At 35.0% G+C, this 25,445-nt stretch carries 16 protein-coding genes and 4 pseudogenes; 18 read left to right on the top strand and 2 right to left on the bottom strand.

The genetic code is table 11. The annotated features are described in order from the left end of the window. Positions 1-3 precede the first annotated feature (3 nt). A pseudogene (locus AC3WVZ_RS15140) lies at positions 4-603 on the top strand (nitroreductase family protein). 338 nt (positions 604-941) lie between these two features. Here the strand turns inward: AC3WVZ_RS15140 and AC3WVZ_RS15135 are convergent. Then, positions 942-1,259, bottom strand: a complete 318-nt coding sequence (locus AC3WVZ_RS15135) for a winged helix-turn-helix transcriptional regulator (protein WP_001000104.1) — start codon at positions 1,257-1,259, stop codon at positions 942-944. A 304-nt stretch (positions 1,260-1,563) separates the two neighbouring features. Between AC3WVZ_RS15135 and AC3WVZ_RS15130 the strand changes: the two genes are divergently transcribed. The 8 genes and pseudogenes from AC3WVZ_RS15130 (at position 1,564) to AC3WVZ_RS15095 (ending at position 11,990) form a co-directional block, all read left to right on the top strand. Then, positions 1,564-2,301, top strand: coding sequence for a GTP cyclohydrolase II (locus AC3WVZ_RS15130; RefSeq protein WP_016080860.1), 738 nt, complete (start codon positions 1,564-1,566; stop codon positions 2,299-2,301). Next, positions 2,294-3,398 (top strand): annotated as a pseudogene (gene ribD / locus AC3WVZ_RS15125) (bifunctional diaminohydroxyphosphoribosylaminopyrimidine deaminase/5-amino-6-(5-phosphoribosylamino)uracil reductase RibD). Before AC3WVZ_RS15130 ends, ribD begins: the two are co-directional and overlap by 8 nt. Positions 3,399-3,457: 59 nt before the next feature. Beyond that, a complete protein-coding gene (locus tag AC3WVZ_RS15120; RefSeq protein ID WP_233935027.1) occupies positions 3,458-4,027 on the top strand; it encodes a 5' nucleotidase, NT5C type in 570 nt (189 codons plus the stop codon). A gap of 453 nt (positions 4,028-4,480) precedes the next feature. Further along, complete coding sequence (locus tag AC3WVZ_RS15115) at positions 4,481-5,146, top strand: MCP four helix bundle domain-containing protein (protein WP_425594288.1); 666 nt, start codon at positions 4,481-4,483, stop codon at positions 5,144-5,146. A gap of 6 nt (positions 5,147-5,152) precedes the next feature. Continuing rightward, complete coding sequence (locus AC3WVZ_RS15110) at positions 5,153-6,196, top strand: methyl-accepting chemotaxis protein (protein WP_425594287.1); 1,044 nt, start codon at positions 5,153-5,155, stop codon at positions 6,194-6,196. A gap of 299 nt (positions 6,197-6,495) precedes the next feature. Continuing rightward, the gene (locus tag AC3WVZ_RS15105) at positions 6,496-8,724 is read left to right on the top strand and encodes a putative mucin/carbohydrate-binding domain-containing protein (protein ID WP_233935026.1); all 2,229 of its coding nucleotides are present in this window, start codon (positions 6,496-6,498) and stop codon (positions 8,722-8,724) included. A gap of 168 nt (positions 8,725-8,892) precedes the next feature. Beyond that, entirely contained in the window at positions 8,893-10,590 is a 1,698-nt protein-coding gene (locus AC3WVZ_RS15100) for a M4 family metallopeptidase (protein ID WP_233935023.1), read from the top strand. A 605-nt stretch (positions 10,591-11,195) separates the two neighbouring features. Beyond that, positions 11,196-11,990 (top strand): SDR family NAD(P)-dependent oxidoreductase, encoded by a 795-nt coding sequence (locus AC3WVZ_RS15095; RefSeq protein WP_000551076.1) that lies wholly within the window; start codon positions 11,196-11,198, stop codon positions 11,988-11,990. Between the two features lie 254 nt (positions 11,991-12,244). Here the strand turns inward: AC3WVZ_RS15095 and AC3WVZ_RS15090 are convergent, their stop codons facing one another. Further along, entirely contained in the window at positions 12,245-13,240 is a 996-nt protein-coding gene (locus AC3WVZ_RS15090) for a zinc-dependent alcohol dehydrogenase family protein (protein ID WP_000647269.1), read from the bottom strand. Between the two features lie 406 nt (positions 13,241-13,646). Here AC3WVZ_RS15090 and AC3WVZ_RS15085 point away from each other — a divergent pair, with 406 nt between their 5' ends. From AC3WVZ_RS15085 to gntK, 9 genes and pseudogenes are all read left to right on the top strand, one after another. Further along, complete coding sequence (locus AC3WVZ_RS15085) at positions 13,647-14,600, top strand: LLM class oxidoreductase (protein WP_000410336.1); 954 nt, start codon at positions 13,647-13,649, stop codon at positions 14,598-14,600. 13 nt (positions 14,601-14,613) lie between these two features. After that, a complete protein-coding gene (locus AC3WVZ_RS15080; protein ID WP_233935022.1) occupies positions 14,614-15,567 on the top strand; it encodes an NADP-dependent oxidoreductase in 954 nt (317 codons plus the stop codon). 250 nt (positions 15,568-15,817) lie between these two features. Then, positions 15,818-16,354 (top strand): annotated as a pseudogene (locus AC3WVZ_RS15075) (glucose-6-phosphate dehydrogenase); the annotation flags it as partial. Between the two features lie 365 nt (positions 16,355-16,719). Continuing rightward, positions 16,720-18,204, top strand: coding sequence for a glucose-6-phosphate dehydrogenase (zwf, locus tag AC3WVZ_RS15070; RefSeq protein WP_233935021.1), 1,485 nt, complete (start codon positions 16,720-16,722; stop codon positions 18,202-18,204). Positions 18,205-18,243: 39 nt separating this feature from the next. After that, the gene (tkt, locus tag AC3WVZ_RS15065) at positions 18,244-20,238 is read left to right on the top strand and encodes a transketolase (RefSeq protein ID WP_233935020.1); all 1,995 of its coding nucleotides are present in this window, start codon (positions 18,244-18,246) and stop codon (positions 20,236-20,238) included. 112 nt (positions 20,239-20,350) lie between these two features. Continuing rightward, positions 20,351-21,244 (top strand): phosphogluconate dehydrogenase (NAD(+)-dependent, decarboxylating), encoded by an 894-nt coding sequence (gene gnd / locus AC3WVZ_RS15060; RefSeq protein WP_001195914.1) that lies wholly within the window; start codon positions 20,351-20,353, stop codon positions 21,242-21,244. A gap of 109 nt (positions 21,245-21,353) precedes the next feature. Beyond that, on the top strand, positions 21,354-22,022 hold the full coding sequence (fsa, locus tag AC3WVZ_RS15055) for a fructose-6-phosphate aldolase (RefSeq protein WP_000667692.1): 669 nt from the start codon (positions 21,354-21,356) through the stop codon (positions 22,020-22,022). A 395-nt stretch (positions 22,023-22,417) separates the two neighbouring features. After that, positions 22,418-23,733: pseudogene (gene gntP / locus AC3WVZ_RS15050) on the top strand (gluconate permease GntP). 109 nt (positions 23,734-23,842) lie between these two features. Continuing rightward, the gene (gntK, locus tag AC3WVZ_RS15045) at positions 23,843-25,384 is read left to right on the top strand and encodes a gluconokinase (RefSeq protein ID WP_000254952.1); all 1,542 of its coding nucleotides are present in this window, start codon (positions 23,843-23,845) and stop codon (positions 25,382-25,384) included. The last annotated feature ends 61 nt before the right edge of the window (positions 25,385-25,445 follow it).

Genomic DNA, 25,445 nt, shown 5'->3' with positions numbered 1-25,445 from the left:
ATTATGACAAAAGATTTCTATACTGCACTGAAAGAAAGACGTACTTATTATGGAATTAACAAAGAGGTACAAGTATCGGATGAAAAAATTAAAGAAATTGTGGAGTTTGCTGTGAAATATACTCCATCAGCTTTCAATTCTCAAACTGCGCGATTAGTTGTATTATTTGGTGAAGCTCATGATAAATTATGGGATATTACAACTGAAACATTAAGAAAAGTAGTTGGAGATGGAGATTTCTCAGGAACGCAACAAAAAATGGATTCTTTTAAAGCTGGTTATGGAACAGTACTATTCTTTGAAGATGAGGCTATCGTTAAATCGCTTCAAGAAAAATTTGCTGCATATGCTGAAAACTTCCCAATTTGATCACACCAAGCATCAGGTATGCACCAATTAGTCGTGTGGACAGGTTTAGAAGCAGAGGGATTAGGGGCATCTTTACAACATTATAATCCATTAATTGATGATGAGGTAAAACAAGAATGGAATGTTCCTGCTAATTGGAAACTAATTGCACAAATGCCATTTGGTAATCCAACAGCTGCACCAGGTGAAAAAGAATTCCAACCACTTGAAGAGCGTGTGAAATTTCATAAGTAATATTCAAATGCAATAAAATGGAAATTTAATTAGTGGTGGTCTTACTGTCCGCAAATAGCGGGATAAGCTAACTGTATTGCGAAAATAAAACTGTTTAGTTACAAAAATTCTATTTATTATTTCTGTTAATCGAGTATGTATTAATAAAAGTTGTTAAAATCACTATTTTAATCTTTAAAGGAACAAGGTGATCGGTTTGATCATCTTGTTTCATTTCTTAAATTTTATTTTATTCATTAAAAAACGCTAGCTTTTCATAAATGCTTGAAAAACTAGTGTTTTAATAATAGGTATCTGTAATTTGATTACTTAAAACTATATACGAAAAAGCTTTTATGTTATTCCTCAAGTTCTATCCATTCCTGTGACCATTCTTCTATTCCGCGAATAATAGCTTCTAAAGCAAATCCTTTTTGAGTTAAAGAATATTCTATACGAACTGGTGTCTCAGGAAAGACTTTACGTTCGACAATTCCTTCTAGTTCTAATTCTTTCAATCTTTCTGAAAGTAATCTTCCGCTAACAGGAAGAGAAGATTCAAGCGTACAAAAGCGCTGAGATCCAGAAAAAAGTTGGTAAATAATTAGTGCTGTCCATCGTTGGCTAAAAAATTTCATTCCTTTTTCAAAGCGAGGGCATAATGTAGAATCATTCATTTTCCTTCACCTCCTAAAACAAATTATATAACATCTTACAGTTAGTAACAAATGTTTTTATAATTAATTACTTTACGTAAATTAATTACGAATGTATACTCACTTACATAAAGTAACTAAGTTGTTTTATGTAACTGTAATTCTTTTCTTTAAATAGCCAAGGTTGTAATGATACATATTGCATATATGCTGAGAGAAAAAAGAATATCATCTGTAAAAACACTTACGCTGTGTAAGTTAAACAATAAAAAATATAACAATGGAAGAGAATTTTTTAGAGATTCTCTATACTAGGAGGTACCTAATGGTTACAACAGATACAATTCATATGTTAGAAGATAAAATTCAATTTATACATCAAGATGGAAAGGATATTTATTTAGTAGGTCCTATCAAATTGCCAATTAATTTATATGGGGAGACTAAAGTTTTTCAATGGTATTCTTGGTTGCAATGTAGTGAGGTTACAAATAGTGTAGAAGGAATTATTGAAAAGCTTTCATCTATTAATTTAGCTGATATGCAGCAATCTAGTGTGCTTGTGTATGGTGATTTTAAGAATTCTGAAGATGCCCTAATTCGTATGCATAGTATTTGTCACACTGGTGACATCTTTGGTAGTAAACGTTGTGATTGTGGATTCCAATTAAAGCAGTCTTTACAAATGATTACAGAACATGGTTCAGGTGCTTTATTTTACTTAGCGAATCATGAAGGAAGAGGAATTGGCTTGTTTAGTAAAGCGATGACGTATCTTTTGCAAGAAAATGGGTTAGATACAGTGGAAGCCAATCTGAACCTAGGTTTTGAAGATGATATTCGAAATTACGATGACACAATTGAAGTATTAAAAGCGCTACGCTCAAAACCTGTAAAACTTATTACAAACAATCCGAAAAAATTAGAAGCGTTACAAAAAGCTGGATTAAATGTTACAAGTCGTGAACCGTTATGGGGTGATGTCTCAGAGTTTAATGAGAAATATTTGCAAACGAAGGTTCAGCGTTCTGGACATTTTGAAGGGGGACACTTACATGCTTGAGCATGAATTGTATATGAAGCTAGCATTAGAAAATGCCAAGGCTATGAAGGGACAAACCACTCCTAATCCATTGGTTGGATCTGTAATTGTAAATGATAACCGAATTGTAGGGATTGGAGCACATATGAAGGCCGGAGAACCACATGCCGAAATACATGCGATATGTATGGCGGGAGAACAGGCTCGTGGAGGTACAATCTATGTAACTCTTGAACCTTGTTCTCATCATGGAAGAACAGGCCCTTGTGCAGAAGCAATTGTACAAGCAGGCATTAAGAGAGTAGTAGTTGCTACACTTGATCCAAATCCACTTGTTTCTGGACGAGGAATTCAAATTCTACAAGATGCAGGTATTGATGTACTTGTAGGAGTGTGTGAAGAAGAATCTAAAAAAATGAATGAAGTCTTTAATAAATATATTTTGACAAAGCGCCCATTTGTAACGATTAAATCGGGTGTTACATTAGATGGGAAAATTGCTACTTCTTTATCGGATAGTAAGTGGATCACATCTACAGAGGCAAGACAGGAAGTACACCAAATACGAAATGAAAATGCAGCCATTTTTAGTAGGAGCGAATACTGTACAAAAGGATAATCCATCATTGACAACGCGTATTCCAAATGGAAGAAATCCAATTCGCGTAATCTTGGACTCAACATTACGCATACCAATGGAAGCTAACGTTGTTACAGATGGAGAAGCTCCTACCTGGATATTTACAACAAATAATCATGCAGCGGAAAAAAAGAAGGCATTAGAAAATGCAGGAGTCAAAGTATTTGTTACTAGCGGAGAAAAGCATATAAACTTATATGAAATGCTTGATGTTTTAGGGGAAAAAGGAATTTCCTCCCTGCTTATTGAAGGTGGTGGAGAGGTAAATGCTTCGTTTATTGAAAATAAATTGATGGATAAACTTATATTATATGTCGCACCAAAAATTATTGGGGGCAGATTGGCGCCTAGCTTTGTAGAGGGGACTGGTATTACTAAAATGCAAGATGCGATTGAATTTAAGGATATATCATTTACCCAGGTTGGAAAAGACTATAGATTTATGGGTTATCCAGCATATCGGAAAGATAAGAAATAAGGAGAATAAAAAATACTTATATGTTCCGATAAATAGATTGCAGAAAGGAGCGATGAAGAGTGAAGTTTGGATTTGATATCGATGATACGTTAATTGATTTAAGGCAGCATGCTTTTCATTTATATAATAAAAAATTAAACAAAAAAATAGGATTGGATATATTTCATTCTTTAAAAACAATTGAAATTCATGAAGCATTTGGCATGACTTCGGAGGAAGGCAGTCATATGTGGAATAGTTTGCTGGATGAGATTTATTATACTTCTTGTTCACCGTTTCCATATGCAGTAGAGACATTACAAGAATTAGAAAAACAGGGACATGAAATATACTATATAACAGCACGGCCTAAAGAACATGGAGAGCAAACAAAAAAATGGTTAATAGAAAAAGGTTTTCCGGTACATGAAGATCGCTTTTTCTATGGAATGAAGGATGAAGAAAAAATACACTTCATACAAGAAATAAAATTAAACTATTTCTTTGATGATAAGCCGGCAGTCTTAGAAACGTTAATAGGAAAACCGATAAATGTGTATGCAAAAACTACTTCTTACAATCAACATCTCAATATCCCGCGGATTACAAGTTGGACGGAGTTAGGAGATATTATAAAGAAAGAAATGTGAGGATTTAACTGGCAAATCAAATAGAGCTAAGAGTATATTGAGTGTTACAATTTTAGAGGAAAGACATAGGTGTTATGTCTTTCCTTATTTTTTAATACTATCGTTTTTATTAGTGTGATGTGCTAGGAGTACTTCTAATAGAGAGGAAATAGAAAAATGAGCAATAAGAAAAATATTTTTAAGCTAGTCTTGTATGGTAGTGTAATTTATACATCAATGATGGGTTCCCCTGGTGCCACAATATTTTTGGATATTTTGGATGAGAAGTTCAAGAATTAATAGGGTGTGTTCATAATCATGAATTTTTGGAAAACCAAAATTACAATGTTAGGTTATTTTGAATCAGTAGTGGATGATATGCAAAATTGCATATTACAAAATAAACATCGTAATTTTTGGATTATTGGTATAAAATACATTACTTAAACTATATATTAGAATGGAAAAAGTGAATTGGAATTATTAAGAAACAGTAAGGTTGGTACAAAACTAAACATATTAATAACTATATCAAGTATTGCATGTATAGTATTATCCCTAATAGGGTTTTGGGGATTAGAAAGAGGGAAAAGTACTTCCTCTAATATGTATGAGGATAATTTACTACCAATTGAGTGGATTGGTATTGTAGAATCTAATTTTTATCATTTTAATATGAACTTTATGGAAATTATGGTATCAAAAGATGAAAAAAGAATGAATGAATTAATAAGAGAAATGGACGGAATTCGTCAGGAAAATGATTATCTTTTAAAGCAGTTTGAGGCTAAAGTTATTTCTACTAAAGAAAAAGAATTATATAACACGTTTTATGAAACATTTAATAAATTAAGAACTCAAATGAAGAAAGCGCAAGAATTAGGGAAATCTAATAATGAGGAAGCATATGCATATTACCTAAAAGAGATTGAACCTAATATGCAAAAATCAATAAAATCAATTCGTGAATTAATTTTATATAATAGTAATAATGCAGAGCTTTTACAGAAGGAAAATAATAATAGTGCTCAAAATACAATGATAATGTTTGTTAGTATTTCGCTTTTAGCAATTTTAATAATTATATTAATTGGATATATTATTAAATTAACTATCCGAAAACCACTTGTGTTATTATAAAATGATATGGAAAAAGTAGCAGCTGGAGATTTAACAACACGTACTCCTTATAAAGCAAATAATGAATTAGGGCATATTGTTCAGTCTTTTAATAGTATGTTAGATAACCTTCAACAATTAATTGCGAATGTTAAGATGACAACACAAGAGGTTATTTCTACTACGGAGGGCGTATTACAAGATACAAATCGAGCGTCTAGTATTTCAAATGAGGTTGTACAGACTGTTTTAGAAGTAAAAACAAAAATAGAAGGACAGGTAACTAGTATTCAGGAGAGCTCATCCTCAATGGAAGAAATTACAACAGGGGTGCAAACTGTAGCTGAATCTTCAGCAGTAGTCGCTGAGGTAGCAGTAACGACTACAGAACGAATAAATATCGGTAGTGAAGTGATAAATCACTCTATTCTTCAAATGAATAGTGTGCATGATGTTGTCGAGGAAACATCAAAAGTAATAAATAAACTTGTTACACGTACACAACAGATTGATACAGCTCTCGCTGCAATTACTAATATTGCCGAACAAACGAATCTTCTTGCCTTAAATGCCGCTATTGAAGCGGCACGTGCTGGAGAGAATGGGAAAGGATTTGCAGTGGTTGCCGCAGAAGTTCGAGACTTGGCTGAGCAATCTAAAGAATCTGCAAAGGAAGTGAATCATTTAATAAAATCCATTCAACAAGATACTCAAGATACAGTTAATGTCATGCGAAAAGGCCAACAGAAGGCAGTAGAAGGAAAAGAAGCTGCCCACAAAGCGAATCAAACCTTCTTGTCTATTATGAGAGATATTGATAAGATTACAAGTCAAATTCAAGAAGTATCCGCAGCGACAGAAGAGATGTCTGCTGGTACAGAAGAAGTAAATGCTTCTCTTTCGCTAGTTTCTGAAACTGCAACGGATGTGAAAAAGGAGACGCTTCAAACAGTAAATTCAATTCAATCACAGGCCGTATCAATTGAACAAATATCAATCCAATCCAACAAAATGAAAGAAAAGGTGGAAGAATTAAGGGGATTGGTTTCAAAATTTAATATTACAGAATAAGATAATTTATTCAATTATAAATGTAATAACATGTATGAAAACACATGAAGACTTAAGGGGCTGCGTGTGTTTTTTTTATTGAATAATGTATGAAATAATATTGGATCATTACAAGATATCTCGAAATTTTTCGTTAAACATTAATATATGCAAAATTACATATATTTAATGATTGATAATCATGAGCTAATGTAACTATAATAATTACACTAATAAGTAACTTACTGACGACAGTTATAAGTAAAGAAGGAGGGTTTTATTGTATTTTGTATATAAAAAATAGAAAAGGAGATATGTAAATGAAAAGGCTACTTGTTATAGGCATCATGTATACAATGTTTTTCCTCATAGGAAATATACACTTACATGCTGATGAACGAACAAATGTAAAAGAAATTACTAGTTTAGAAGAGCCTACTTGGATATTTCAGGCGGGCATAAGTAAGGGTAAATATCACGATCGACAAGATTTAGGATTTATTTTGCAGAGAAATACACCATTAAAGGTAAGACAAACGAATCCTAATTTTAAAGACAAATTAACATTACGTTTATTGTCTAATGACTCTAAAAATGAAAAATCCATACAAGTAGGAAATGAATGGATTACCATTCAAGGTGATACGCCTTTAGTTCCTTTCATAGATACTCCGTATGGTGAAGAGCACGCTGTACTTGAGTACCAAGTAGGGAATGAAAGTGCTACTAAACCTCTTCCCATTTATAAACAACAAGGAAGTGTATCTCAATTTTTTAGTACATGGAATCAATTTGATGGAGAGTATGCGTTACTTCAAGGGGAGAGTTTTCAATTATTTATACCTAAAAAAGATAAAGAAATAGTAAGGTCTTTAAAAGATTTTCAATCATTGGATGAGTTAATTGCGTATTATGAAAATATTTTTGCGATGTATGATTCAATTATTGGTTTAGATGGTTCAGCGGTTGAAAATAAAAAAAGTCAAAATCGTTATTTTTTAAAAGCAGATATATCCGGTGCTGGCGGTGCCTATTATGGTGCAAATTGGACAGCGAATAGTTCAGATAGTACAAAGATGTGGTTAGATAAACTGAGTTGGGGAACTTTACATGAAATCGCTCACGGATACCAAGCTGGTTTTGATAATCAAGGAATATTTACAGGAGAAGTTTCTAATAATCTATTCGGTGTTCAATATCAATATAGTAAATATGGAAAAAAAGCAGATCAAGTTGGTTGGTTGTTTAATTTCGGGAAAAAGGAACAAGTAGAACGGAATTTATATAATGCTTTAATGAAAGAAAATAAAAATTATGATGACTTAGATTTACGACAAAAACTTATTCTTTTAACGATGGCGAAACAAAAAGCTGGCGATGAAGCTTTTGCAAAAATGTATCAAGGTTATCGAAAACTAGCTAGCAATGCTGCTTTCAAAAAGGGGGATTATTCTTTACCGGATTTAATGAATCAGTATTATAGCGAGAATGTACAAGTTGATTTTACACCCGTTTTTGAAAGATGGGGCTTTAAGCTTAATCATAAACAAATAGAGATGAATAGGGCGAAAGGTTATCCGGCAATGACTTCTTTAGCGTATATAGTGCCTGAATCACAATTAGCTAAGGCGAGAGCTCTAGTTGATCCTGATATTCCGATAAACTCTAACTTTGAAATAGTTACGAATCAGCAAATTGCTTCACTTGGGTTAAAAGGGAATTTGCATATCCATTTAAATACAAATGAAATAGATACATTGAAAGGAAGAAAGATTAAATTAAAAGAAGGGAATACAGTTGTTCAAGAAAAAACAATTGAAACAGCAGATATCAATTTACAAGACGTACCAAATGGGGTTTATACGGTTGAAATTTCAGGTGAGAAAATGGATAGAATGTATCATTTCCGTTCGTATTATGCCTATGTAAAGGAAAAGGATAATAGTCTAACGATTGATGTTAACGAAATGAAAGTGAGCAATTTGGTAAATGAAACGATTCAATTCCTAGGATTAGGAGATGATCAGTTTGCCGAATTAAATACAGACTTAGAGCAAAAGCGGGCTGTTTTTACGGTTACTACTAAAACGCCTCATAGCTATTATGCAGATGAAAAATACGCATCAATAGAGGTGTTTAATGAGAAAGGTGAAAAAATTTATACGAAGGAAATGGAAGGGACAAATGTAACGATTGTAAAAGATACTATTCCACTAAAAGAAGGATATAAAATTAAAATCTATCATGATGAAATAAAAAAACGATTAACTAGTAAAGCTACTATTATTAATCCTATGAATAAAACGAATGAATTTATAATGACAAAATGGGGACTGAAAAATACTTATTTAAAAAATAATCCAGAAGAAAATCTTATGAAAAGAATTGATGAAGAAATGGAAGAAATTATAAGTAATCCGGTTTTAAAAGAGATACCAATGCAAAAATTAGAAATGAAAAAGAATGTGTGGATGGCGATAAATATGTTATCAGAACCACAAAAAATAACGTATATAAATAAATATAAAGATAGCTTATATAATGAGTAATTTTTGAGGAATGAAATGAATCTAAAAGTAAAGACGCAATCTATCTATATTATGAGGAATCACAATTCATAAACAGTAGATAAACATAGATAGTTTGAAATATCTATGTTTCCAATTTTGAAAAAACATTTATTTAACTTAATAATAAGATTATAAAGGAGTAAGAATATGAATAATTTCGTAAAGGTAGGTTTAACTACAGGAGTGGTGTTATCGGCGATTATGCCCTATGGAGGAGTGCATGCGGAAACAGAAGATTTAAAAGTGGAAACAAAGGAAGATACGTTCCGAACAGGTAATTTAACAGCACCTTCTCAAAATTCGGCAGAAAATGTAGCAAAGGATGCACTAAAAGGAAAAACAGAACAAGCATTATCATCAAAGCAAGTTAATACGGAATCCAAAGTTAATTATAATGTTACGCAAAGTCGTAAATCTTATGATGGTACTACATTGGTACGTCTTCAACAAACGTATGAAGGACGTGATGTATACGGATATCAACTAACAGCACATATTAATGATGATGGTGTACTTACGAGCGTTTCAGGGGATAGTGCCCAAGATCTACAACAACAGGAAGATTTGAAACAACCTATTACTTTATCAGAAGAGGATGCAAAAAAACAGCTTTTCAACATCTATGGAAATAATCTCACATTTATTGAAGAACCAGAAATTAAACAAGTGGTATATGTAGATGAAAATACAAATAAAGCTACAAACGCATATCAAATTACTTTTAGTGCATCTACACCTGAATATGTATCTGGTACAGTATTAATTGATGCTTTTGGTGGTAATCTATTAAAAGAACTCGTTCAAAAATTGGGTATACAAGTAGATAGTAGTATTGTCCAATCTGCGACAGCAAATAAATCACAAGATTCTTCAAGATTAACAGGTACAGGAAAAGATGACTTAGGTATTAATCGTACGTTTGGAATTACGCAGCGAAGTGATGGAACGTACATGCTTGCAGATTATTCTCGTGGTAAGGGAATTGAAACATATACTGCTAATTATAAAGATTATAATAATTATAGAAGAAATGTATGGGGTTATCTCGATGATTTAGTAACAAGTAATTCTACAAATTTTACTGATCCTAAAGCAGTTAGTGCTCATTATTTAGCAACGAAAGTATATGATTTTTATCAAGAAAAATATGGCCGTAACAGCTTTGATAATAACGGACAAAAAGTAATTTCTGTCGTTCATGGTTGGAACACAAATGGTACGAATAAAGGAAATCCTAAGCAGTGGTTTAATGCATTTAGTAATGGAGCTATGCTAGTATACGGAGATCCAATTGTTAGAGCATTTGATGTGGCAGGACATGAATTTACACACGCGGTTACAAGAAATGAGTCTGGACTTGAGTATGCAGGAGAAGCTGGTGCAATTAATGAGGCTCTATCTGATATTTTAGGAGTAGCAGTTGAAAAGTATGCTAATAACGGAAAGTTCAATTGGACAATGGGAGAACAATCAGGTCGTATTTTTAGAGATATGAAAAAACCATCATCTATCTCTTCTAGATATCCGGAGGACTATAGACATTATAATAACTTACCTATTGATGCTGACCACGATCATGGTGGTGTACACACGAACTCTAGCATTATTAATAAAGTAGCTTACTTGATTGCTAGTGGTGGAAACCATAATGGAGTAAACGTACATGGCATTGGAGAAGATAAAATGTTTGATATTTTCTATTATGCAAATACGGATGAATTAAATATGACTTCTAACTTTAAAGAATTAAAAGAAGCTTGTATTCGTGTAGCAACGAACTTATATGGTAAAGACTCATTAGAAGTACAAGCTGTCCAACAAGCCTTTAAAGCAGCTTATATTTAATAATATTGCGATGAATTATAAACCCTTTCATTTTAATATAGTGATTAATTTGTGTGTATAGGCAAAAACCTTGTAGAATTTTTCTGCAAGGTTTTTTTAGAATTTTATTTTACAAATGTGTTATATGGTTTTTAGTTAATTAGGATAAAAATAATCCTATAACTGTATGTAAGAATGTGTGATTTTACAACCTTTTCTATGATAAAAAAAGATACTACTTTAGCAAATATAAAGAGTTAGAAATTATAGTTTATAGGGCACTTTTTTGTTCCTATGGAACTTTAAAGTGCGTAATTTTCTTTATCGTTAATATATATCATAATGGTATTTATTAGTTGGTTTTAGCTTTACTCTGCTGTTGATGTGATTTTTTAACATGACAATGATTAGAATCAGAATTATCGAGTAGATCTAAATGATAATAATTTCGATTTTTAATTCCGTACAGAGTCCAATAGCTACATAATTTTCGTTTATACTCTTTCGAAAAAAGGGTGGATCTGCTTATTTTCTGTTAAAGATAAGAGAAGTGAACCACAATATAAACGTAATTATTTATTCCAACGTAAGTCAATCATGTAGCACATGAATTTGGAGGGATCTATATGCATATGCAATTAAAAGGAAAAATAGCACTGGTTACTGGATCTACGGCAGGGATTGGAAAAGCAATTGCCACTTCATTAGTAGCGGAAGGAGCTACTGTACTTATTAATGGACGCCGTGAAGAAAATGTTAATCAAACGATAAACGAAATTCGAGCGCAGTATCCGGATGCTATTCTTCAACCTGTAGTAGCTGATTTAGGAACAGAACAAGGGTGCCAAAATGTGATTGAAAAGTACCCTGAAGTAGACATTCTTATTAACAACTTAGGAATTTTTGAACCTGTAGAATATTTTGATATCCCTGATGAAGATTGGTTTAAATTGTTTGAAGTCAATATTATGAGTGGTGTTCGACTTACTCGCTCGTACTTGAAAAAAATGATTGAAAGAAAAGAAGGAAGAGTCATCTTTATTGCTAGCGAAGCAGCTATTATGCCATCTCAAGAAATGGCTCACTATAGTGCGACTAAAACGATGCAACTCTCACTTTCTCGCAGTTTAGCTGAGCTGACGACAGGAACGAATGTGACTGTTAATACTATAATGCCTGGTTCGACTTTAACGGAAGGAGTGGAGACTATGTTAAATAGTCTTTATCCTAATGAGCAATTGACAATAGAAGAAGCTGAGAAGCGATTTATGAAAGAGAATCGACCAACCTCTATTATTCAAAGACTTATTCGACCAGAAGAAATTGCCAATCTTGTCACGTTCTTAAGCAGCCCACTTTCTTCAGCAATTAATGGTTCCGCGTTGCGAATAGACGGGGGATTAGTACGTAGTGTGTTTTAAAAAATTAAAAACAACATAATATTCTGTTGAAGGTAAAGATGGTAAGGCAAATGAGTTGTATTTTATTTATTAATGGAAATATATAAAAAGCAAATTGCGACATGCAAACAGCCGAATTTTCTACTATAAGAAAAATTCGGCTGTTCTTTTTTTACTTGTTGTAAAGGATGGAAAGCTTTTAAGATTGTGGCACGCCTCTTAAGACAAAGATAAGGCGAAGCAATCCCGCTGTTATTTGTATTATTTAGTGAAAGTTACCAAACGTTTTTCAATACTATTTTCCCAATTGCTTTATTTGACTCCAAATATTCATGTGCTTGTGCAACTTCATCAAACGTAAAAAGTTTAGAATCTAGCAATGGTCGAAGGTGTCCTTCTTCTACTATTTGCGTTAGTTTAGTTAAAATTTCCCCGCAAGCGTCACGTTTATCTGTATGTAATATTTTTAACGCCATAAAAGTAACGTGCAGAGAGAGTCCTTTTGCGTGTAAAGGAGAGAGGTCATGGGTTGAACGAGCTGCAATTGTTACGACAGTTCCGTTGACCGCAGCAGCTTCAAAAGAATGATCAAGATTCTTGCCGCCTACTGTATCAAATATAACTTCAAATCCGTTTCCGTTCGTATGTTTTTGTACATATTCTTGAACAGATTCTTCTTTATAATTAATAGCTATGTCGGCTCCTAGACGATGGGCGATGTCTATTTTGCTTTGCTGAGAAGCGGTTGTAAAAACTTTAGCGCCTGCCCATTTAGCTAGTTGAATGGCTACGTGTCCTACGCCACCAGTAGCTCCATGAATGAGAATATTTTGACCAGGTTTAATATTTGCACGATCAAATAAAGATTCCCAAGCTGTAATTGCAACTAATGGTAGAGCAGCTGCTGCTTCCATTGTTAAATTTTTAGGTTTGTGAGCAATTAATCGTGCATCAGCAAGCATAAATTCTGCAAGTGCACCTCCAGTTTCTTTAAAACCTCCGGCACATCCGTATACTTCATCCCCACATTTAAATTTCGAAACACCTTCTCCTACTTCAATAACAATACCAGCTACATCGCCGTGTAATATAGCTGGAAACTCAGGAGCGACTGCTGAAACGGCACCACTACGCATTTTTGTATCGATTGGATTTACACTTGTTGCTTTTACATCGATTAGAACATGACCTGGTAAAAGTTTTGGTTTTGAAACTTCTTCTAATTGAAATACAGATGAACCCCCAAAAGAATGGATAATTTGTGCTTTCATAGTTTATACCTCCTGTTTGTGGTTATAGCATAGCAAAGTACGAAAAATAAGTATAATATTTTGAATTTGGTTAGTAACAATTTTATATAAAGAAAGGGAAAGTACGTGAAATAATGAAACGTATTTGCAAAAGCAACAGTAAAGCTTTTTGAAGAAAGGGTAGATGTTATTTTTGCAGCATGATTTATTATTACTCACTTAGTATAGGTACTTTAAAGTGCCTACATCACTTTAAAGTACGTACTGTTATTCATGTTATGGCCGATTTATAATAACACTCGTAGCACAAAGAAAGTTATAACGATTACAATCGGCAACAATGTGGTGTTGCAGTGTTGCTTATAAATTTTGAGAAGAAATATGAAAAGTATAGGTTTATATGAATGAGGGAAAGTGAGTGAAACACATGGAAAAGTTTGCGAACCATTTTGGATATAATCGTATGTTTGCGAAAGATCAACTTACGTTAGGAGTTCACATTCCGATTGAAAATTATCAGTTTCATGCTCCAACGATGGAAAAACAAGTAGAGTTAGTACAAAAAGCGGAACAATACGGTTTTACAGGTGTATGGCTTCGCGATGTATTGCTGCAAGACCCTGATTTTGGTGATCCTGCAACAGGTCAAATTTACGATATGATGATTTATTTAACGTATTTAGCAAGCAAAACAGAGAAAATCGCATTTGGAACGTCGGCAACTGTATTGTCACTTCGTCATCCATTGCGTGTAGCAAAAGAAATTGCTACATTAGATCAACTATTTCCAGAAAGAATTATGCTTGGCGTTTCATCCGGTGACAGACGTGCCGATTTCAAAGCGTTAGGTGTTAGTCATGAAACACGAGGTGAAAAGTTTAGAGAAGCATTTGCTTACTTGGAAGAAATTTTGTATAAAAACTTCCCGTCTATCCAGTCGACACTAGGAGAAGTTCATGGTGCGAATTTAGTTCCAAAACCGTCTAAACGTGTTCCAACCTTTATTACAGGTTTTAGTCAGCAAAATATGGAATGGTTTGCTGAACATGGAGATGGATGGATGTATTATCCACGTAGTCCGGTGCATCAGGCGGGAGCAATTGGACAATGGAGAGAACTAGTAGAGGATTATCATCCAGCTGTATTCAAACCATTTATCCAACCGATGCATTTAGATTTATCTGAAGATCCAAATGAACGTCCTACACCGATACGTTTAGGTTACCGTACAGGGCGTAAGGCACTAATTGAATTACTTGATATATATAAAAGTATTGGTGTGAATCATTTATTCCTTGCTCTATTTGATGGTCAACGTCCAGCTGACGAAGTATTGGATGAGCTAGGAGAAGAAGTGCTACCGCATTTCCCAGCCTTGTAAAGGAGTGAAAAGAATGAAAGCAATAGGACTTATGCAATATGGAGATAAAAGTGTACTACAAGAGATTGAAATGCAGACACCGCTATTGGAAGACAACGATGTACTGATTGAAGTATATGCAGCTGGTGTAAATCCTGTGGATTGGAAAATACGTGAGGGTTTACTTCAAGACGTAATTTCTTATGACTTCCCGCTCGTTTTAGGATGGGATGTTGCAGGTGTAGTTGCTGCTATAGGAAAAAACGTAACAGTATGTAAAGTGGGGGATGAAGTATATAGTCGTCCAGATATTGAACGAAATGGTACGTATGCAGAGTACGTGGCAGTAGATGAGAAGTATGTAGCGAAAAAACCGAGAAATCTATCTTTTGAGGAAGCGGCATCAATCCCTCTAGTAGGTTTGACAAGTTGGCAAAGTTTAGTGAAATTCGCTAATGTTCAAAAGGGTAATAAGGTTTTAATTCATGCTGGATCTGGCGGGATAGGTACGTTTGCTATTCAACTAGCGAAAAGTTTCGGTGCATATGTTGCAACTACGACTAGTACGAAAAACATGCAATTTGTAAAGGATCTAGGCGCTGATACTGTCGTCGATTACAAAATGGAAGACTTTTCTTTGCTTTTGCATAATTACAATATTGTATTTGATGTGTTAGGTGGGGATGTACTAAAGAATAGTTATAAAGTACTTGCACCAAATGGAAAGTTAGCGTCTATTTATGGTCCGAAAGGTATGAAAATTCCGCAAACCGAGATATCAAGAGAGAAAAATATTGAGAGTGACCATATATTTACTGAACCTAACGGATATGAACTTTCTCTTATTACAGAATTAATTGAGAGCGGGAAGATTAAACCTGTTGTCACGCATGTGTTGCCTTTACATGTAGAAGGTGTAAAAAAAGCACACCACATAAGTGAGTCAGAACGTGCTCTTGGGAAAATTGTATTGAAGAAACATTGGTAAAGTATGAGGTTTTAGAGACAGTATTGTGCTAAGTAGCGAATGAACTTATATATTCTATTCTAGCAATTGTTTTAAAAGGGAGAGAACAAATGGATTCAATGACATTTCTTTTACCCCGCATTAACAGGCAGTAAGACCCCCACCTCAAAATTCAGCGATATCATAGAAGTTAGGTGGGGGCAACTGCCTGTAAAAGCCCGATTGATTCAACTAATAATCAGTGGGGATGAACAAAACCCCCACTGATTAAAGTTTCACTTTATCCGGAGCGACAGGGGATTTAGCGAAACGCAAAATTTATCCTGCTTTATATAAGCTATTTAGTAATCAAAATATACCACAATCTATTTCGATTATCGGTATCGGCAGAAGGGTAATGTCAGATGTGGAATTTCAAACAAAGGTAGAACAATCCCTTGCTACATTTTCTAGAAAATCTACTGATGATGAATTAGGAGTAGAAGAATTTATTAGCACATTTCGTTATTGTCAATTAAATACAGCGAATATAGAGGACTATCAAGATTTGTTGCGTCTTGTAAAGAGGCGTGAAACAGAATTAAACATTCCTGAAAACCGCATGTTTTACCTATCTGTTATACCAGAAGTATTTGATGTCATTGCTTTAAATATTAAGGAAAGTGGATTGTGGGCTACAAAAGGATTGAACCGTCTTATTATAGAGAAGCCTTTTGGTTATCATGTAACGTCTGCTCGTGAGTTTAATGGAAAAATGATTGAAGATTTTGATGAAACTGACATTTGTTATATCAATCATTATCTTTGAAAATGAATGGTAACTAGGAATACACTTAGAAAAGTATTACAAAATAAATAGTATTTAATTCAAGACATTTTTATTGACGATAATAATTTATGTGGTTAATATACTAGACATAGGATTACTTAATTACTAAAAGTAATCAGATATAAAATGTTTCGTTAAATTCTATAAATAAGTAGGTTGTAGTAGAAATGCTTTGAATTGCCACTATTAATATTGGGGACAATGAGAGAGCGAAAGGTATAAAAAGAATTGGAATTAGATAACTCTTTGTTTTTTATAAAAACAGGAAGTATAAGAGTATGAGCTTCTGTACAATTCATTTTTAGTATATTGAAGAGGATTATACAACAAGAGGGGGACTGAACTTGGAATCAATGACCTTTGTTTTATTTGGAGCGACAGGGGACTTAGCGAAACGCAAAATTTACCCCGCGCTATATAACTTATATAGAGATCAAAAGCTTCCAAAGCAAATATCCGTTATCGGGCTTGGAAGACGTCAAGTATCTCACGAAGATTTTCAAGAAAGAATAAAAGAATCAATAGAGACGTTTTCTCGTCAGAGGGAAGAAGGTACTCCGGAACTGGAAGGTTTTTTAGATAATTTTCGCTATTGTCCATTAGATGTGAGTAAGCCGGAAGACTATGAGAGATTATTACAAGTCGTTCGTGAAAGGGAAGAAGAACTACATATAAAAGGTAATAGAATGTTCTATCTTTCAGTTGCTCCTGAATTTTTCGAGACGATTGCTTTAAATATTAAGGAAAGCGGACTTGATAAAACAGATGGATGGAAACGCCTGATGATTGAGAAACCGTTTGGGCACGACCTTGCATCTGCTCGTGAGCTGAATGATAAGCTTAGTCGCACGTTTGAAGAAGACGAGATATACCGTATTGATCATTATTTAGGTAAACCGATGATTCAAAACCTTGAAGCGCTAGAATTTGCAAATCCTGTTCTCCAGTCGATTTGGAATAAAGAACATATAGCGAATGTACAAATCACAGCTAGTGAAACAGTTGGGGTTGAAGAAAGGGCAGGATATTATGACCAGGCAGGAGCCATTCGAGATATGGTTCAAAATCATATGTTACAAATATTAATGATGACTGCTATGAATCTGCCGGAAAAGGTTAATGCATGTGAAATTCGAGAGGAAAAGCGAAAGGTAATGGAGACGCTTCGTAAAGTGAAAAAAGAAGACGTTCAAAACCATATCGTTCGCGGTCAATACGTTTCAGGAGAAATAAAAGGCGGACAAGTTGTAGCGTATAAAGAGGAGCCAGGAGTAAATCCTTCTTCTAACATAGACACATTTGTTGCTGCTCGCCTGTGGATCGATAATCCATTTTGGACTGGCGTTCCATTTTATATACGAACAGGTAAACGAATGAAAGAAAAGTCTACTCGTATTGTAATCGAATTTAAAAATACGTTAAAACAGCAATATCAAGATAGTAATCCAAATGCAGCACCTAACTTATTAATAATTGAAATTAGTCCAGGTGAGAACGTTTCATTACAGTTAAATAGTAAAAATCCATTGAAAAATGGAGAAATTGAACCGATGCGTATTAACTTTACTTGTGAGCAAGCGGATGCGGGAGTACCTGAAGCGTATGAAAGACTCATTCATGATGCGGTGAGTGGAGACGCTACATTCTTTGCACATTGGAGAGAAGTTGAATTGTCATGGGAATGGGTACAACCAATTCTTGAAGCATTCGAGGAGAACTTATTACCACTTCATGAATATGAGTCTGGTTCATATGGTCCAGATGCGTCTAATGAATTATTGCAAGAAAGTGGATTTAAATGGTGGTTAGATCAAGAGACGGAAAAATAAGTACTTTCTTTCATGAAAGCATGTAGGGGGACGATTACTATGACACAAAACATAAATCAATTAGCAGTGAATACAATTCGTACATTATCAATTGATGCTATTAATGCGGCAAACTCAGGTCATCCAGGTCTTCCGATGGGAGCAGCACCAATGGCTTATGCATTATGGGCGAATCATTTAAATTACAATTCTAATCACCCAGAATGGTTTAACCGTGATCGTTTCGTTTTATCGGCGGGACATGGATCTAGTCTGTTATATAGCCTACTTCATTTAGCTGGATATGACGTTTCAATTGATGACTTGAAAAACTTCAGAAAGTTAAATAGTAAAACACCAGGACATCCTGAGTTTGGTCATACTCCTGGAGTTGAAGCGACGACAGGCCCGTTAGGACAAGGGATTGCTAATGCTGTCGGAATGGCAATGGCAGAAGCTCATTTAGCAGCGAAGTTCAATAAGGATGGTCACTCTATTATAGATCACAATACGTATGCTTTAGTCGGAGATGGTGACTTAATGGAGGGTGTCGCTTATGAAGCGATGTCAATGGCAGGACATATGAAACTTGGCAAGTTAATTGTACTGTATGATTCAAATGAAATTTCACTTGATGGTGAATTAGGCATTGCTTTCTCTGAAGATATTGAGAAAAGGGCAGAATCTGTACATTGGCAATATGTAAGAGTTGAAGATGGAAACGATGTCGATGCTATTACAAAAGCTATTCAATCAGCGAAAGAAAATACGGATCAACCTACTCTTATAGAAATTAGAACCATTATAGGTTATGGAAGTCCAAAAGTTGCTGGAACGAACAAAGCACATGGTAATCCGCTTGGAGTAGAAGAGGCAACAGCGACAAAACAAGTGTATGGTTGGGGTTATGAGGAAGATTTCTTTGTACCTGAAGAAGTAAAAGCTCATTTTAATGAACTGAAACAAAAAGGTATTGAAAAAGAAAATGACTGGAATGAGCAGTTCAATTCATACAGAGAGTCGAACCCTGCACTAGCAGATGAATTAGAAAAAGCGATTACAGGTGATGTTTTAATTGAAGCGAAAGACATTCTATCCTTTGATATTGAAAAAACGATTTCCACTCGTGTTGCAAGTGGGGAAGCTATTAATCATTATGTGAAATCGATTCCTTCTATTTTCGGTGGAAGTGCAGATCTTTCTCATTCCACTATGACAGATATAAAAGGTGAAGCTGTGTACGCGGTAGAATCGTATGCTGGACGAAATATATACTTCGGTGTACGTGAACATGCAATGGGCGCGGCAGCAAATGGACTGGCTCTCCATGGAGGAGTAAAACCTTTCGTAAGTACATTCTTTGTATTTAATGATTACCTTCGTCCATCGATTCGACTGGCTGCACTGCAAAATTTACCTGTTACTTACGTATTTACACATGATTCGATTGCTGTAGGAGAAGATGGTCCAACGCATGAACCAATTGAACAATTGGCAGCGCTGCGAGCAATTCCTGGTCTAACAGTTATCCGTCCGTCAGATGCAAATGAAACAGCAAGTGCTTGGGCGTATGCTTTACAGCAAACGGATGGTCCAGTCGTTTTAGTACTGAGCCGTCAAAATTTACCGGTGTTTAATGAAACGAAAGCGAACATAGAGAATCTCTCTAAAGGAGCTTACGTATTAACACAAACGAATGAAAATCCGGATGTAATTTTAATTGCGACAGGTTCTGAAGTATCCTTAGCTACTAGTGCGAAAGCAAAATTAGAAGAAGATCAAGTTTCTGTTCGCATCGTTGCAATGCCGAGCTGGGAGTTATTCGATCGCCAATCGAACGAATATAAAGAATCCGTTCTTCCGTCTTCTATAACGAAACGAGTATCTCTTGAGATGGGTGTATCTCTCGGGTGGGAACGTTATGTAGGACAAGAAGGAAAAGTACTATCAATTGAAACATTTGGAGCTTCAGGAACTGGAACTGAAGTCATGAATCTATTTGGATTTACGACAGAAAATGTTGTTCAAATTACAAAAAATGTGTTGAATTCTTAAGCTATGACTGTGAATACCTTTCTGTACATACTAACATTTCAGTGCTGAAAGGTATTCCAGATTGTAGTGATATGAATTTTTAATAAAAGATAATTTGAGGAGGAATTATATTATGCAAGTAGGATTAATTGGGTTAGGTAAAATGGGATTAAATTTAGGGAAAAATTTAATGGATCATAAACATGAAGTAGCAGCATTTGATTTAAATGCAAGTGCAGTGGAAGAAATGAAAGAGTACGGGGCTACAGGTACATCTAGTTTAAGTGAACTTGTTCAGTCATTACAAACACCAAGAATTCTTTGGGTAATGGTACCACACGCTGTTGTTGATTCTGTTATTGATGAGGTTACACCACTTTTATCAAAAGGAGATATTCTAATTGAAGCTGGTAATTCACATTATAAAGAGTCTATCCGCCGATATGAACAATTAAAGAAAGATGGCATTCACTTTATGGATGCAGGAACTTCTGGCGGAATGGAAGGCGCTCGTAATGGTGCTTGTTACATGATTGGAGGAGATCAAGAAGCTTGGGACATCGTTGAACCTATCTTCCGCGATACTTCTGTAGAAAATGGATTCTTATATGCTGGAAAAGCTGGTAGTGGTCACTTCTTAAAAATGGTTCATAACGGAATTGAATACGGTATGATGGCTGCTATTGGTGAAGGATTTGAGATTCTAGAGAAAAGTGAATTTGACTACGATTATGAAAAAGTATCAAGAGTATGGAACAACGGTTCAGTCATTCGTTCTTGGTTAATGGAATTAACAGAAAATGCATTTTCTAAAGATGCAAAACTGGATGAAATTAAGGGTGTTATGCATTCTTCTGGTGAAGGAAAATGGACAGTAGAAACAGCATTAGACCTTCAAACAGCAACGCCTGTTATCGCAATGTCTCTATTAATGCGCTACCGCTCATTAGACAATGATACATTTACAGGAAAAGTTGTAGCAGCTCTGCGCAATGAATTTGGCGGACATGCAGTAGAAAAGAAATAAAGTGAAACTTTAATAAGTAGGGGCTTTATTCCACATCAATCGGGCTTTTAGGGGATAAGCATATTAAACATGTAACTCATCAACGTTTAAAAACTGGAGGGAATTGATCATGAAATTTTTTATTGATACTGCAAATCTTGAGGACATAAAAAAAGCATATAAACTTGGAGTTTTAGCTGGTGTTACAACGAATCCTTCTTTAGTAGCAAAAGAGGGCGTTAAGTTTGAAGACCGTATCGCAGAAATTTGTCAGGCAGTACCTAAAGTTGAGTCTGTTTCGGCAGAAGTAACGCCAGATGCTGTTACAGCTGAAGAAATGATTGCTCAAGCAGAAGAATTAATTAAAATTAACGGTGGCGATAAAAACGTCACGATAAAACTTCCAATGACGCTAGCAGGATTAGAAGCTTGTCGCTATCTTACTGAAAAAGGTGTGAAAACGAACGTTACACTTATTTTCACTGTGAACCAAGCACTTTTAGCTGCTCGAGCAGGTGCAACGTACGTTTCTCCATTTTTAGGACGTTTAGATGATATTTCTGAAGATGGTGTACTATTAGTTGCTAAAATTGCTGAATTATTCGATGTTCATCAATTAGATACACAAATTATTGCGGCTTCTGTCAGACATCCAGATCATGTAACTCGTGTAGCGATGGCAGGTGCTCACATTGCAACAATCCCTTATAAAGTAATCGAGCAACTTGCTATGCACCCATTAACAGACCAAGGTATTGAGAAATTTGCTGCGGATTGGGCGAAAGCTCCTAAATTATAATGCATGAAAGTGAAGGTGCTTGCCGAAAATTGCTTTTCATGAGAGGACAAATCCTAAGTAACTTCATCGTTTAAACTGGATCCTGAGTTTGTAGTCTTACTACGTGAAAAAAGCAGAGATGAAAGTGTCATTCACTTTTAAAAAAGGAAAAATTGATCGCGCGAAGCGTTTATCACAATAACATTATAATTATGAAAGAGAAATCCCCTTATTAGAGAGATGAGTTATAGTGTATCTCTAATAAGGGAGATTCTTTTTATATAAATCATTATGATGTGAAGATGCTTTTAAACGTATAGCAATATGTAAAGGTATCTTTTACTCAAGTAAGAACTATATAGGTTCTTTTCATTATATAGTAATTATGAAAGGGTTTACATAAAGGGGGATTGAGTATGAATATGTACCTTTTAATTATTACATTATTATCAATTGTAATTGTTATTTTAGGGGTATCGTGGTGGAGATGGCATGCGTTTATTAGTTTAACGGTTGCAAGTTTGTTTTTAGCAATTATGTCTGGAATGCCAATGGATAAAATAGTGAGTGCTTATGAAACGGGAGTTGGAAGTGTTCTCGGGCATTTAGTAGGTTAGGTACAATTTTAGGGAAAATGATGGCAGAGTCAGGTGCTGGAATGCAGGTGGCAGAGTTCTTTATAAAATCCTTTGGGATAAAAAACTTACCATGGGCTATGTTAATTGCAGGTTTTATTATTGGAATCCCGGTGTTTTTTGAAGTAGGTATTTTAATATTACTACCGTTAGTAATTTCAATTCATAAAACAACGAAACAAAATATTTTATTGATAGCATTACCAGCAATTGCTGGGCTATCTGTCGTACACGGCCTTGTTCCTCCGCATCCAGGGGCAATTGTAGCAATTGGTATTTATAAAGCGAATCTTGGGAAGGTACTAATGTATTCACTCATTATTACATTTTTTGCAGCGATTATTGCAGGTCCTATATTTGCGAAATGGATTCACAAACGTGTAATTCCTGAAAATGAGCCAGAATTGATTCGTGTAAATACAAAATCAACGAAATTACCAGGAATAGGAGTTTCATTTTTAGTTATATTGTTACCTGTTATGTTAATGGTTTTAGCTGCAGCAGCTCCTTATGTGCCTCTTTCTACTACTTTGATGAAGACTGTCACATTAATCGGTAGTCCTATCATTGCACTATTGATTGCATGTTTTGCAGCGTTTTATTTTCTTGGATTTCGCCAAGGTATCGATAAAAAGGCTATTAAGAAGGTAACAGAAGATAGCTTATTACCAATCGGTTCAATTGTTGCGATTATTGGTGCCGGCGGGGGATTTAAGCAAATTCTTATCGATAGTGGTGTAGGCAATGCTATTGCTCAAATGTCTGAGCATTTAGCTCTATCCCCAATTGTATTAGCATTTATAGTAGCAGGATTAATTCGAATTGCAACAGGGTCAGCGACAGTCGCTTTAACAACAGCAGCGGGTATCGTTTCGCCAATCGTTGAAAATACAACAGGTGTGAACTTAGAGTTACTCGTTATTGCAACAGGTGCAGGAGCATTAATGTTTTCACACGTAAACGATGCTGGTTTTTGGATGGTAAAAGAATACCTAGGTTTAACAGTGAAAGAAACATTTAAAACATGGACAGTATTAGAAACGTTACTTTCATTTATCGCTTTTGGAGGAGTTTTACTACTCGATATGTTTGTTTAAGATAAAGATGTTTCTATTTAGATAATTGTGGCATACAACGTTATCAATAGATAAAAGGAATGTATTTTTATGGTGGGATACTGTAACAATTTTTTGTTAGGAGGAAGAAATGGTGAGCTCAAAATATATGATTGGTGTAGACATTGGGACAACTAGTACAAAATCAGTTCTATTTTCTACTGATGGATCTGTTATTGCTAGTCATGGAATTGAATATCCTTTATATTCTCCTACGCCTGAAACAGCGGAACAAGACCCAGAAGAAATTTTTCGTGCAGTAATAAATACGATTAAAGAAACTGTACGATTAAGTAGTGTACAGCCAAGTGATATTCTTTGTGTCTCTTTTAGTTCGGCAATGCATAGTATCATTGCCGTAGATGAAAAGGGAGAGCCGTTAACGAGATGTATCACTTGGGCAGATAATAGAAGTGCAAGCTGGGGGGAGAAAATAAAGAATGATATGAATGGTCATGAAATTTACCTTCGTACTGGGACACCAATTCATCCGATGTCACCACTTTCGAAATTAGTTTGGTTACAGAATGAGCAGGCAGAGTTATTCGCAAAAAGTTATAAATTCATTTCTATTAAAGAATATGTTTTTTACAAGTTATATAAAGAGTATGTAATTGATTATTCTATAGCGTCAGCAACAGGGATGTTTAATTTGAAATCTTTAAAATGGGATGAAGAGGCTTTACATGTTGCGGGAATTACAGATGAAAAGCTTTCTAAACTTGTTCCAACAACGCACAGTTTAACAGGATTAGATGAAGAGCTTGCCAAAGAGATGAATGTACTTGTTTCTACGCCTTTTGTAGTAGGAGCGAGTGATGGAGTACTATCTAATTTAGGTGTAAATGCAATAGATCCTGGCGTTGTGGCTGTTACAATTGGTACAAGCGGTGCGATACGTGCTGTAACAAATCGTCCTGTAACAGATCCAAAAGGTAGAATTTTTTGTTATGCGTTAACTGAAGACCATTGGGTAATCGGTGGACCAGTGAATAACGGCGGTATGATTTTCAGATGGGCTCGTGACCAATTGGGTACTTCAGAGATTGAACTTGCGAAGCGTTTAGGGAAAGATCCATATGAAGTACTTACTGAAATAGCAGCAAAAGTGAATCCTGGATCTGACGGTTTATTGTTTCACCCGTATTTAGCAGGGGAAAGAGCTCCTTTATGGAATGCAAATGCACGAGGATCTTTCTTTGGACTCGGATTGCATCATAAGAAAGAACATCTTATCCGTGCTGTTTTAGAAGGAGTAATTTATAATTTATATACGGTTCTTCTCGCTTTAAAAGAGTTAATTGGCGAACCGAAAAAAATTCAAGCGACAGGCGGCTTTGCAAGGTCGGAGCTTTGGAGACAGATGATGGCGGACATCTTCCATCAAGACGTATATGTTCCGGAAAGTTTCGAAAGCTCTTGCTTAGGAGCTGCAATCCTCGGTTTATATAGTTTAGGTGAAATAGATACATTATCTGTAGTTTCTGAAATGGTAGGTGCAGATTTCCATCATGAGCCAAACATGGAAAGTGTGGAAAAATATAAAGATTTAACGCCAATCTATATCCGTCTGTCCCGTCAATTGGAAGAAGAATATGAAAGTATAGCAGCGTATCAAAAAAAGTGGGTTTAAAAGCTATTTACCAAGAAAATATGGTAACGTATAAAGAGGTACTCCGATTTTTTAGGATATT

The organism is Bacillus sp. CPT56D-587-MTF (assembly GCF_058792335.1).
This window is presented reverse-complemented; position numbering and strand designations above follow the sequence as displayed.

Excerpts from the sequence above, each read along its gene's own strand:
- AC3WVZ_RS15135 (WP_001000104.1), bottom strand. The coding sequence starts at position 1,259 with ATGAATGATTCTACATTATGCCCTCGCTTTGAAAAAGGAATGAAATTT.
- AC3WVZ_RS15130 (WP_016080860.1), top strand. The coding sequence starts at position 1,564 with ATGGTTACAACAGATACAATTCATATGTTAGAAGATAAAATTCAATTT.
- AC3WVZ_RS15110 (WP_425594287.1), top strand. The coding sequence starts at position 5,153 with ATGGAAAAAGTAGCAGCTGGAGATTTAACAACACGTACTCCTTATAAA.
- AC3WVZ_RS15105 (WP_233935026.1), top strand. The coding sequence starts at position 6,496 with ATGAAAAGGCTACTTGTTATAGGCATCATGTATACAATGTTTTTCCTC.
- AC3WVZ_RS15100 (WP_233935023.1), top strand. The coding sequence starts at position 8,893 with ATGAATAATTTCGTAAAGGTAGGTTTAACTACAGGAGTGGTGTTATCG.
- AC3WVZ_RS15095 (WP_000551076.1), top strand. The coding sequence starts at position 11,196 with ATGCATATGCAATTAAAAGGAAAAATAGCACTGGTTACTGGATCTACG.
- AC3WVZ_RS15090 (WP_000647269.1), bottom strand. The coding sequence starts at position 13,240 with ATGAAAGCACAAATTATCCATTCTTTTGGGGGTTCATCTGTATTTCAA.
- AC3WVZ_RS15085 (WP_000410336.1), top strand. The coding sequence starts at position 13,647 with ATGGAAAAGTTTGCGAACCATTTTGGATATAATCGTATGTTTGCGAAA.
- AC3WVZ_RS15080 (WP_233935022.1), top strand. The coding sequence starts at position 14,614 with ATGAAAGCAATAGGACTTATGCAATATGGAGATAAAAGTGTACTACAA.
- tkt (WP_233935020.1), top strand. The coding sequence starts at position 18,244 with ATGACACAAAACATAAATCAATTAGCAGTGAATACAATTCGTACATTA.
- gnd (WP_001195914.1), top strand. The coding sequence starts at position 20,351 with ATGCAAGTAGGATTAATTGGGTTAGGTAAAATGGGATTAAATTTAGGG.
- fsa (WP_000667692.1), top strand. The coding sequence starts at position 21,354 with ATGAAATTTTTTATTGATACTGCAAATCTTGAGGACATAAAAAAAGCA.
- gntK (WP_000254952.1), top strand. The coding sequence starts at position 23,843 with ATGGTGAGCTCAAAATATATGATTGGTGTAGACATTGGGACAACTAGT.